Origin of the sequence: Seongchinamella sediminis (assembly GCF_003457605.1) — a bacterium.
GTDB classification, from domain to species: Bacteria; Pseudomonadota; Gammaproteobacteria; order Pseudomonadales; family Halieaceae; genus Halioglobus; species Halioglobus sediminis.
This window is the reverse complement of the sequence record NZ_QRAN01000008.1, coordinates 116,461-127,630: the sequence shown is the minus strand read 5'-3', so window position 1 is coordinate 127,630 and position 11,170 is coordinate 116,461. Positions and strand designations below refer to the sequence as shown.

9 protein-coding genes are annotated in these 11,170 nt (G+C 63.7%); 6 read left to right on the top strand and 3 right to left on the bottom strand.

Translation table 11 applies throughout. The features are described 5' to 3' along the window. Positions 1 to 2: 2 nt before the first annotated feature. Positions 3 to 1,778: a type IV pilus assembly ATPase TfpB gene (gene tfpB, locus DWB85_RS09320; RefSeq protein ID WP_117953949.1), complete on the bottom strand. Its 1,776-nt coding sequence runs from the start codon at positions 1,776 to 1,778 to the stop codon at positions 3 to 5. 198 nt (positions 1,779 to 1,976) lie between these two features. Between tfpB and DWB85_RS09315 the strand changes: the two genes are divergently transcribed. The 6 genes from DWB85_RS09315 (at position 1,977) to ilvD (ending at position 9,346) form a co-directional block, all read left to right on the top strand. Beyond that, a complete protein-coding gene (locus tag DWB85_RS09315; protein ID WP_117953948.1) occupies positions 1,977 to 2,657 on the top strand; it encodes a TIGR00153 family protein in 681 nt (226 codons plus the stop codon). A 14-nt stretch (positions 2,658 to 2,671) separates the two neighbouring features. Then, entirely contained in the window at positions 2,672 to 3,952 is a 1,281-nt protein-coding gene (locus tag DWB85_RS09310) for an inorganic phosphate transporter (RefSeq protein ID WP_117953947.1), read from the top strand. A gap of 148 nt (positions 3,953 to 4,100) precedes the next feature. Next, positions 4,101 to 5,252, top strand: coding sequence for an acetylornithine deacetylase (argE, locus tag DWB85_RS09305; protein ID WP_117953946.1), 1,152 nt, complete (start codon positions 4,101 to 4,103; stop codon positions 5,250 to 5,252). Positions 5,253 to 5,466: 214 nt separating this feature from the next. Continuing rightward, complete coding sequence (locus DWB85_RS09300) at positions 5,467 to 5,937, top strand: FKBP-type peptidyl-prolyl cis-trans isomerase (RefSeq protein WP_117953945.1); 471 nt, start codon at positions 5,467 to 5,469, stop codon at positions 5,935 to 5,937. Positions 5,938 to 6,067: 130 nt separating this feature from the next. Then, entirely contained in the window at positions 6,068 to 7,372 is a 1,305-nt protein-coding gene (argA, locus tag DWB85_RS09295; protein WP_239017272.1) for an amino-acid N-acetyltransferase, read from the top strand. Between the two features lie 129 nt (positions 7,373 to 7,501). Next, complete coding sequence (ilvD, locus tag DWB85_RS09290) at positions 7,502 to 9,346, top strand: dihydroxy-acid dehydratase (RefSeq protein WP_117953943.1); 1,845 nt, start codon at positions 7,502 to 7,504, stop codon at positions 9,344 to 9,346. An 11-nt stretch (positions 9,347 to 9,357) separates the two neighbouring features. Here the strand turns inward: ilvD and DWB85_RS09285 are convergent, their stop codons facing one another. Next, positions 9,358 to 10,203 carry a DUF6279 family lipoprotein gene (locus DWB85_RS09285; protein ID WP_117953942.1) on the bottom strand — a complete coding sequence of 282 codons (846 nt, stop codon included), beginning with the start codon at positions 10,201 to 10,203 and terminating at the stop codon, positions 9,358 to 9,360. Between the two features lie 13 nt (positions 10,204 to 10,216). Continuing rightward, positions 10,217 to 11,170, bottom strand: a complete 954-nt coding sequence (locus DWB85_RS09280) for a pyridoxal-phosphate dependent enzyme (RefSeq protein WP_117953941.1) — start codon at positions 11,168 to 11,170, stop codon at positions 10,217 to 10,219.

The following is an 11,170-nucleotide window of genomic DNA, read 5'->3' as shown; positions in this document are numbered from 1 at the left end:
TCTCAGCTATCCAGTACCGGCGCTACCCGCATCACCTCTTCAATCGTGGTCTGGCCGCGGGCCACCCGACCGGCGCCGGACAGGCGCAGGGTTTTCATACCCTCGCTCATGGCGATCCGGCGCACCCTCGCGGTTTCCAGCTGGGAGTGGATTTCCTGCTGTAACTGCGGACTGTTGACCAGCACCTCGTAAATCCCCTGACGCCCCCTGTAGCCGGTATCGCGGCACTCCTTGCAGCCCACCGGCCTGGCCGCCTGTTCCGGGGCAGCCAGCTCAAAGGGGGCTGTGAGTTGCTGCCAGGCGTCCGGCTCCAGCGGCTCCCAGGTCTTGCAGTGCTCGCACAGTATGCGCACCAGGCGCTGGGACATAATGCCCCTGACGGTAGCCTTGATCAGGTAGGCGGGCACGCCCAGCTCCAGCATCCGGGAAATGGAGCTGGGGGAGTCGTTGGTGTGCAGGGTGGACAGCACCAGGTGGCCGGTGAGGGCGGCCTGTACCGCCATGTTGGCCGTCTCCAGGTCACGGATCTCGCCAATCATGATGATATCCGGGTCCTGGCGCATCAGGGCCCGCACCCCGGAGGCAAAATCCAGCTTGATGCCGTGGTTGACCTGCATCTGGTTGAAGGACTCCTCCATCATTTCGATCGGGTCCTCGATGGTACAGACGTTAACCTGCTCGGTGGCGAGCTGGCGCAGGGTGGAATACAGGGTTGTGGTCTTGCCGGACCCGGTAGGGCCGGTCACCAGCACAATGCCATTACCCATGCTGGTCATATGGTCCCAGCGGGCCAGGTCATCCTCCGCCAGTCCCAGCTGCTCGAAACTTTTTTGCAGCACCTCCGGGTCGAAAATCCGCATGACCAGCTTTTCACCGAAGGCGGTGGGCAGTGTCGCCAGGCGCAGCTCCACCTCATTGCCCTCGGGGCCGCGGGTTTTCAGGCGGCCGTCCTGGGGCCGGCGCTTTTCCGCCACGTCCATCCGCCCGAGGATCTTGATCCGGCTTAACACCGCGGCGCTGACCTGCTGGGGCAGCTCATAAACACTGTGCAGGACACCATCGATGCGAAAGCGCACATTACCCACGTCGCGGCGAGGTTCGATATGGATATCGCTGGCGCGCTGTTCAAAGGCGTACTGCAGCAGCCAGTCGACGATATTGACGATGTGCTGGTCGTTGGCATCGGGTTCCTTCATGGAGCCCAGTTCCAGCATCTGCTCCAGGTTGGAGGTCCCTGGGCGCTTGTCCAGTCGCTCGCTGCCCCGCGCGCCGCGCACGGAGCCCGCCATGGTGTAGAACTCGGCGGTGTGGCGGGCGATATCCCGCGGGTCCGCCAGCACCCGGCGGATGCGCTTGCGCAGCACATGCTCCAGGTTGCTTTCCCAGGAGCGGATATAGGGCTCGGCCGAGGCGATCCACACCTCGTCATCGCGGACCTCCACCGCCAGTATGCGGTGGCGCTCGGCAAAGGCCTGGGACATCACCTCGGCAACCGCGGTGACATTGATCTTCAGGGGGTCGATCAGGTACACGGCCTGCCCTGTGCGGTCACCGAGCCACGCCAGCAGGCTGTCCATGTCGAGGGCTTTGCCCGGCCGGCCCTGATCCTGCAGTTTCTGCTCCGCCAGGTAAATCAGCGGGTGCACCTTGACCCGGGCATTGCTGCTGATGTGCTGCAGGTCGGCCCCCGACAGGCGGCCATCATCGTGCAGCTGCCGGGCGAGCGGGGCCAGTTCGAGACGGTGCTCCATTGCCTGCTCACCGAAATTTGTCGCCATGTTGCCCTTTCCTGTGGTTGTCACGCCAGCGAATGCTCATCTCGCCGGCGCAGAGGTCAATGCTAGCACAGCACCCCGGGGGCAGCCGCCTGCTAACTGGCGCATTTGCCAGGATGAGGTAATTCTGACGTTTTTATGACAGCGCGCCCCATTCTTCCTATACTGCGCCCCACAAAGTACCGCAGCCCGGAGACCCCAATGGCCAGCATAAACCCGCTGGGAAGCCTGTTCGGACGCTCGCCCATAGGCCCCATTCAAGAGCACATGCAGGTCGCCTTTGAAGCGGCCGAATACCTGCCTGACCTGATCCGGGCAACCGCCGAGGGCGACTGGGACAAGGCCAAAGTCACCCACAAGGCGATCATGGACGCCGAGGGCCGGGCCGACAAGATCAAGCGCAGTGTCCGCCGCCACCTGCCCACCAGCCTGTTCCTGCCGGTGCCGCGTTCCGACCTGCTGACCCTGGTCAGCATCCAGGACCAGGTCGCCAATACCGCCGAGGACTTCGCCAGCATCGTCATGGGCCGGTATATGCAGTTCCCCGAAAAAATACTGCCGCCGGTGCTGGAACTGGCCGACAGCAGCGTGGCCTGCTGTGGCCAGGCGCTGGCCTCCATCCAGCTGCTGGACGACCTGCTGGAGGTGGGCTTCAGCGGTCGCGAGGTCAAGCGGGTAGAGGCGATGATCAAGGAGCTGGACAAGCTGGAGCGCCGCACCGACAAGCAGCAGTTCAGCCTCAGGCGCAAGCTGTTCAAGCTGGAAGCGGATCTGCCCCCGGTAGACGTCATGTTCTACTATCGCGCCACCGCCCTGCTGGGCACACTGGCCGACTGCGCGGAAAAAGTCGGTGACCGCCTGCAAATCCTGCTGGCCAAGTAACAGGGGCAGAAAGCATGGAAATTATCGCGCAATACGGCACCGTCTTTCTCATCATGGCCTGCATGTTCGGCTTCTTCATGGCCTGGGGCATCGGTGCCAACGACGTGGCCAACGCCATGGGCACCTCGGTCGGCTCCCGCGCCCTTACCATCAAGCAGGCCATTCTCATCGCCATGGTGTTCGAGTTCCTCGGCGCCTACCTGGCCGGCGGCGAGGTCACCTCGACCATCCGCAAGGGGATCATCGACCCGAAGGTGATGGAGGGCAACCCCGAGCTCATGGTGTACGGCATGATGTCGGCCCTGCTGGCGGCGGGAACCTGGCTGCTGATCGCCAGCATCAAGGGCTGGCCGGTGTCGACCACCCACTCCATCGTCGGCGCCATCGTCGGCTTTGCCGCGGTGGGCATCTCGGTGGATGCCATCCACTGGGGCAAGGTGGGCAGTATCGTCGCCTCCTGGGTGGTGTCTCCAGTGCTGGCCGGCAGCATTTCCTTCGGCCTGTTCATGAGCGTGAAAATATTCATTCTCGATACCGAGGACCCCTTCCGCCGGGCCAAGAAGTTCATTCCGGTCTACATGTGGATGGTGGGCTTCATGATTTCCATGGTGACGCTGCTCAAGGGCCTGAAACATGTGGGCCTGGAGTTCGACCTGGGCCTGGGCAGCAGGTTTGCCAATGCGGTTCCCATCTCCGCATTGCTGGGCCTGCTGGTGGCCGCCCTCGGGGCCATGTTGCTGCGCAGGATCCAGGACGACCACGACCATGAGAACCGCTTCGGCAGCGTGGAACGCGTGTTCGCGGTGCTAATGGTATTCACCGCCTGCTCCATGGCCTTTGCCCACGGCTCCAACGACGTGGCCAACGCTGTCGGCCCCCTGGCAGCCATCGTCAGCACCGTGCAATCCGGTGGCGAGATCGCCAGCAAGTCGGTAATGCCCTGGTGGATCCTGCTGGTCGGGGGTATCGGAATTGTGGTGGGCCTGGCAACCTATGGCTGGAAGGTCATCACCACCGTTGGCCGCAAAATCACCGAGCTGACCCCCAGCCGCGGATTCGCCGCCGAACTCGGGGCAGCGGCCACCGTGGTCCTGGCCTCCGCCACAGGCCTGCCGATTTCCACCACCCACACCTTGGTGGGCGCCGTGCTCGGGGTGGGCTTTGCCCGCGGTATCGCGGCCCTGAACCTGCGCGTGGTGGGCAATATTTTCATGAGCTGGCTGATCACGCTCCCCGCCGGGGCTGGCCTGGCCATCCTGTTTTTCTTCCTGTTCAAGGGAATCTTTGGCACCTGAGCGTCGCTGCACCGCAACGGGCCGCAACATAGCTGTCGCGAAGAGCCTCGGCACAGGCTAAACTTCCGGGTCACAACCTGCACAGCAGCCAACGGCCCGGCCATCCCATCCGGCACAGCCCAGCCACTGCCTGACAACCGGAACCGGAATGCCGACAACAGAACACCGCCTGATCCAGCAACTCAGCCAACTGGTCGGCACGCCCTCGGTCAGCTCTACCGATCCCAGCTGGGACGAAGGCAACCGGCCGGTGATCGACCTGCTTGCGAGCTGGCTCGCCGACATGGGTTTTCGCACCGAGATACAGCCCGTCACCGAGGGCGGCGGCAAGGCCAACCTTATCGCTACCCGTGGGTCCGGTCCGGGCGGTCTCGTACTCTCCGGGCACACTGACACGGTGCCCTACGACGAAGGCCGCTGGCAAAGCAACCCGCTTGGCCTGACAGAGCGGGACAACCGGCTCTATGGCCTGGGCAGTGCCGACATGAAGGGCTTTTTCCCGGTAGCGATGGCTGCCGCCGCCAGCTTCAGTGAGACGGCGCTGCAGCAACCACTCATCATCCTGGCCACTGCCGACGAAGAGAGTTCAATGAACGGCGCCCGGGCACTGGCCGCGGCCGGCTACCCCAAAGCGAGGGCGGCGATCATAGGCGAACCGACTTCACTGGTGCCGGTGCGCATGCACAAGGGCATTATGATGGAGGCGGTGCACATCAACGGCCACGCCGGACATTCCTCTAATCCCGACCTCGGCAACAGTGCCCTGGATGGCATGCACGCTGTTATGGGCGACCTGATGGCATACCGGGGAATCATGGCGGAGCGCTACAGCAATCCGCTGTTCGAGGTGGCCTACCCAACGCTGAATCTCGGCTGTCTGCATGGGGGCGACAGCCCCAACCGGATTTGCGGCCAGAGTGAACTGCACTTCGACCTGCGATTGACACCGGCGGGCGACAATAACGAGGTAAGGGAGGACATCCGCGCCCGGTTGCAGCAAATAGGCCGGGACCGCGGCCTGGACATCGAAATGCGCTCACTGATCCAGGGCGTGTCCCCGTTCGAGCAGGACGCCAGCAGCGAACTGGTAAAACTGGCCGAAAAGCTGACCGGGCATGATGCCATTGCCGTGGCCTTCGCCACCGAGGCGCCATTCCTGCAACAGCTGGGCATGGAGACCATCGTCATGGGCCCGGGCTCGATCGACCGGGCCCACCAGCCCGATGAATTCATGCCCCTGGACCAGATCCAGCCTGCCATCAGGCTGCTGGAGCAATTCATTCGCCACTACTGCCTGTAAACAGATCCCGTTGACCGGGCAAACAGGGGCTATATACTGGCAGTCTGCCTGGCGGCCACGCTATTTATGTTCTGCACCGAACTACAGCAACATCGTTTCTCTTCCTGTTTTTCATAAGTAATCATACCTGCCAGCAACGCGCCGTTTATTGTTCGCGGTACATTCACGATTACGGTGTCAATCCAGTCGCATCGTTGCAAACCAGGAGCCCAACATGTCCCTGCTCATTGGTGACAAGGTCGTTGTCACAATTCACTACAAACTCACCGACAACAGCGGTGAAGTCATCGACAGCTCCGAGGGAGCTGAACCCCTCGCCTACCTGCACGGTGCCGGCAACATTATCCCCGGCCTGGAAAATGCCCTGGTGGGCAAGGCCGCGGGCGCATCGCTGCAAGTGGCGGTGACCCCGGAAGAGGGCTACGGCGAAGTTCACCCCCAGCTTATCGAGACCGTGCCCCGCGCCGCCTTCCAGGGTATCGAGCAGATTGAACCGGGCATGGCGTTCGAAGCCCAGGGTTCTGATGGCCAGGCCCGTCGCATCGTGGTCAAGGAAGTGAACGGCGACGAGATCATCATCGACGGCAACCACCCGCTGGCGGGAGTCGACCTCAACTTCGACGTTGAAGTCGTCTCGGTGCGCGAGGCGAGCGACGAGGAAATTGCCCACGGCCACGTCCACTGATTGACCCGGCCCGGCAACGGGCCAGCCGCGGGGTCGTCTTCCTCAGGCCATTTGTGGAAAATTTCCATTAGGTGAACAGCAGGGCTTTCTGTACTCTAACCTGCTATTAATCAATGACTTGGGAAAGACAGTGACGAGCTCCGGCCGGGCCCACATCCGCTGGTTCAGGAATACCGCACCCTACATCAATATGCACCGGGGCAAGACCTTTGTGCTGATGCTGGGGGGCGAGGTGGCGGAGGACGCCAACTTCGCCAATATCATCCACGATATCGCCCTGCTCAAGAGCCTGGGCGTGCGCCTGGTACTCATTCACGGAACCCGCCCGCAAATCGACCGCCGGCTGGCCGCGGCTGGCATCGAATCCGGTTTTCATCGCGATATCCGCATCACCGACACCGATGCCCTGGAGCACGTCAAGGACGCCGCCGGCTCCCTGCGGGCGCAGATCGAGGCGCTACTGTCCATGGGCCTGCCCAACTCGCCGATGCAGGGCTCGCACATGCGGGTGTGCTCCGGCAATTTCGTGACCGCCAGGCCGCTGGGCGTGGTCGACGGCGTTGATTTCCAGCACACCGGCAAGGTCCGGCGCATCGACTCGGAAGGGATACATCGCCAGCTGCGGGACGACGCCATCGTATTGCTCTCGCCCCTGGGTTATTCCCCCACCGGGGAAATCTTCAGCCTTGCCCTGGAAGATATTGCCGTCAACTGCGCTGCGGCGATTTGCGCCGACAAACTGATCCTGTTCAGCAGCGAGACCGGCATCACCGACGCCGATGGCGTACTGATCCGGCAACTTTCCCTGCACGACATCGAGGCCCTGCCGGCCGCGGACACAGAGCAGGGGACGCTGCTGTACACCGCCCGCGAGGCCTGCGTGCAGGGCGTTCCCCGCTGCCAGGTGATCAGCTACCGGGATGACTGCGCCCTGCTGCAAGAACTGTTCACCCACGACGGCAGCGGTACCCTGGTGGCCAACGTGGAATACGAAAAATCCCGCCAGGCAAACATCGACGACGTCGGCGGCATCCTGGAACTGATCGAACCGCTGGAACAACAGGGCATACTGCTCAAGCGCTCCCGCGAACTGCTGGAAAATGAGATCGACCGCTTCCAGCTGCTGGAGCGCGACGGCCGCATCATCGCCTGCGCGGCGCTGTATCCGTTCCCCGGGGAGAACTGCGGCGAACTTGCCTGCATCGTCACCCATCCGGACTACCGCGGTGGCAAACGCGCCCAGCGCCTGCTGGCGGAGCTGGAGCAGGAAGCCCGGGGCATGGGCCTGACCCGGGTATTCGTGCTCAGCACCCAGACCGCCCACTGGTTCCTGGAACAGGGTTTTGTCGAGAGCACGCGCGACGAACTGCCTTCCGAGCGCCGGGCGCTGTACAACCTGCAGCGCAACTCCAAGGTGTTTTTCAAGCCGCTGTAAGCACCGGTGCGGTCGCCAGGCCGGTTGCTGTTACCAGCCCTCCTGACCGCCGGTGGCTTTTTTGCTATCCTCCCCTGCCTGATTTTTAACCCGCGGTGATCAGTCACCAGCGGACAGATGGATAGCCCTATGCCAGAGTATCGTTCCAAGACCTCCACCGGCGGCCGCAATATGGCCGGCGCCCGCGCCCTGTGGCGCGCCACCGGCATGAAAGACGGTGATTTCGGCAAACCCATAATCGCCGTGGTCAACTCCTTCACCCAGTTCGTTCCCGGGCATGTGCACCTGAAGGACCTGGGCCAGCTGGTAGCCCGGGAAATCGAGGCGGCCGGCGGGGTCGCCAAGGAATTCAACACCATTGCCGTGGACGACGGCATTGCCATGGGCCACGACGGCATGCTCTACAGCCTGCCCTCCCGGGACATCATTTCCGACTCGGTGGAGTACATGGTCAACGCCCACTGCGCGGACGCCATGGTGTGTATCTCCAACTGCGACAAGATCACCCCCGGCATGCTCAATGCCGCCATGCGCCTGAACATACCGGTGGTCTTTGTCTCCGGCGGCCCCATGGAAGCCGGCAAGACCAAACTATCCGAACACAAGCTGGACCTGGTGGACGCCATGGTCATCGCCGTGGACGACTCCGCCTCGGACGAGGAAGTGGCCGAGTACGAACGGTCCGCCTGCCCCACCTGCGGCTCCTGCTCCGGCATGTTCACCGCCAATTCCATGAACTGCCTGACCGAGGCCCTGGGCCTGTCGCTGCCGGGCAATGGCTCTACCCTGGCCACCCACGCCGACCGGGAACAGCTGTTCCTGCGCGCCGGGCGACTGGTGGTTGAGCTGTGCAAACGCTACTACGAACAGGGTGACGAGTCGGTGCTGCCGCGCAAGATCGGCAGTTTCGAGGCCTTCGAGAACGCCATGTGCCTGGATATCGCCATGGGCGGCTCTACCAATACCATCCTCCATTTGCTGGCCGCTGCCCAGGAAGCGGAACTGGACTTCACCATGGCCGACATCGATCGCCTGTCCCGCAAGGTGCCGCAGCTGTGCAAGGTGGCACCCAATACCCCCAAGTACCACATGGAGGACGTGCACCGGGCCGGCGGCATCATGGGCATACTCGGCGAGCTGGACCGGGCGGGACTGCTGCACACCGGCTGCCCCACGGTACACAGCCCGACCATGGGTGACGCCCTCGACAACTGGGATATCGTGCGCACCAGCGATGCCGCGGTGCACAAGTTCTACAGCGCCGGTCCCGCCGGCATCCCCTCGCAGACCGCCTTCAGCCAGGACACCCGCTGGCCCAGCCTCGACGACGACCGGGAACAGGGCTGTATTCGCTCCATCGACAACGCTTTTTCCCTGGAGGGCGGCCTGGCGGTGCTTACCGGCAATATCGCCGAGGACGGCTGCGTGGTGAAAACCTCCGGGGTGGACGAGTCCATCCTGGTATTCTCGGGCCCGGCCCACATCTGCGAAAGCCAGGAAGCGGCGGTGGACGATATTCTCAACGACCGGGTCAAGGCCGGCGACGTGGTTATCGTCCGCTACGAGGGGCCGCGCGGCGGCCCCGGCATGCAGGAAATGCTCTACCCCACCAGCTATATCAAGTCCAGGGGACTGGGCAAGGCCTGCGCCCTGCTCACCGATGGCCGCTTCTCCGGCGGCACCTCCGGGCTGTCAATTGGCCACGCCTCGCCCGAGGCGGCGGCCGGCGGCGCCATTGGCCTGGTGGAACAGGGCGATATTATCGAGATCGACATACCCGGGCGCAGCATTAACGTCAAGCTGACCGACGAAGAGCTGGCAGCACGGCGTACCGCCATGGAAGCCCGGGGCGCGAAGGCCTGGAAACCGGTAGACCCGCGGCCGCGAAAAGTGACCCCGGCGCTGAAAGTGTACGCCAGGATGGTCACCAGCGCCGACAAGGGCGCGGTGCGCGACCTGTCACTGCTGGACTGAGGGCGGCAGCCTCAGCCGCCGCGGGCGATCAGCGACTCGACGTCCTCGCGCAGGTCCTCCAGCCGCTTGCGCAGGCGCCGGTCCTGATTCTCTGAGCGGGTGTTGGCGAGGGTTGCCAGGGCCTGGTAGATCACCTGCGCATTGTGCTCGTAGACCGCCTGGTACTCCGCCGAGGTGGTCTGCTCGCGATTGCGCAGGGCCGCCCGTACCGCATCCTGCCAGCCGGCTTCACGCTGCAGTAAGTGCTCCAGCCGGTCCAGCCAGCGGGCCCGCTCCCGCAGCCAGATCGCATCGGAGCGCTGCAGTCGCCCGGCCGCGCCCTCCAGGGTCGCGCGCTGGCCCCAGTCCAGGCGGCCGAGGAAGTCCTGGGCTGAATCCTCGAGGTTTTCATAGGCCTCCTCGCGGTATTCTGCATCGCTGCGGGACAGATACTCTTCCTCGTACTCCTCCTGCTTGTCCCGCAGCGTGGCCACGAATTCCTCCATTTGCTCGCGGGACAGCTCCTCTCCCAGGGCCAGCATCCATTCCAGGCCGCGAAACTCGATGCGCAGCCAGGCTTGTTCGAAGCGACCGACAATCGCCGCTACTTGCTCACTGCCCACCTCCCCTTCCAGGCTTTGCTCGATGGCGTCGATAAGCCCCAGGTACAGGGGCAGTTCCTGGCTGCGGTGCCAGGCCAGGAAAGGCTCCAGTTGGGCATCGAGAAACTTTTTCTGGTCACGGGTGAGCTCGACGTACTTGCCCACATACCAGGGGATGATGAAATCCAGCCTATTGTAGAGAAAGGTGGTGCTGCTGCAGCCGGCGAGGCCAAGCAGCAGTCCTGCCAGTACGGTTGAGCGTAATGCCTGTCTCACGTTACCTCCGGGTTTACCAGGGCAGGTTTGCCGGGTCCAGGTTACCGCCGCTGATAATGACACCGACCCGGCGTCCGCGAAAGCGCTCCGGATGCTCCAGCAGACCGGCAAAGCTGACCGCACCGGAGGGCTCAACCACCTGTTTCATGCGGCTCCAGTGCAGCTGCATAGCCTCCACGATGCGCTCATCGGCCACGGTAAGGATGGTGTCTACCTGTTTACGGATGATACTGAAGTTGAGTTCACCGAGACTGGTGCGCAGGCCGTCGGCAATGGTGCGGGGGTTGGTCTGCGGCTGCAGCTCGCCGAGTCCGAAGGAACGGAACGCGTCATCGGCCCCCTCGGGCTCCACCGCCAGCACCTCTGTCCGGCTGGTGCTGCCCTTCACTGCCAGCGCGGTGCCAGCCAGCAGGCCACCGCCGCCCACCGGCACCACCACCACGTCGAGATCGGCAACCTGTTGCAGCAACTCAAGCGCCGCCGTGCCCTGTCCGGCGATGATATCCGGGTGATTGTAGGGGTGAATTTCTGTGGCGCCGGTGGCCGCAATCACCCGCGCCAGGGTTGCTTCCCGCGCCGCCAGGGTGGGCTCACATTCAACAATCAGGCCGCCGTACGCCGCCACCGCCTCCTTTTTCACCGCAGGCGCATTGGCTGGCATGACGATATGGGCAGCGATGCCGCGGGCGGCGGCCGCCATGGCCAGGGCGGCACCGTGATTGCCGGATGAGTGGGTGGCCACGCCGGCCCGTGCCCGCGCGTCATCCAGCTTGCGCACGGCGTTGGTGGCGCCGCGGGCCTTGAAGGCTCCCACGCGCTGCAAGTGTTCGGCTTTGAAAAACAGCTGCGCGCCAGTCAGCTGATCCAGCAGCTGGCTGGTCAGCACCGGCGTGCGGTGCACACTGCCGGCGATACGCTCACTGGCAGCGACCACGCGGGCGAAATCCAGCGGCTCAATCGCGGTCAT

Excerpts from the sequence above, each read along its gene's own strand:
- tfpB (WP_117953949.1), bottom strand. The coding sequence starts at position 1,778 with ATGGCGACAAATTTCGGTGAGCAGGCAATGGAGCACCGTCTCGAACTG.
- DWB85_RS09315 (WP_117953948.1), top strand. The coding sequence starts at position 1,977 with ATGGCCAGCATAAACCCGCTGGGAAGCCTGTTCGGACGCTCGCCCATA.
- DWB85_RS09310 (WP_117953947.1), top strand. The coding sequence starts at position 2,672 with ATGGAAATTATCGCGCAATACGGCACCGTCTTTCTCATCATGGCCTGC.
- argE (WP_117953946.1), top strand. The coding sequence starts at position 4,101 with ATGCCGACAACAGAACACCGCCTGATCCAGCAACTCAGCCAACTGGTC.
- DWB85_RS09300 (WP_117953945.1), top strand. The coding sequence starts at position 5,467 with ATGTCCCTGCTCATTGGTGACAAGGTCGTTGTCACAATTCACTACAAA.
- ilvD (WP_117953943.1), top strand. The coding sequence starts at position 7,502 with ATGCCAGAGTATCGTTCCAAGACCTCCACCGGCGGCCGCAATATGGCC.
- DWB85_RS09280 (WP_117953941.1), bottom strand. The coding sequence starts at position 11,170 with ATGACCGCGATTGAGCCGCTGGATTTCGCCCGCGTGGTCGCTGCCAGT.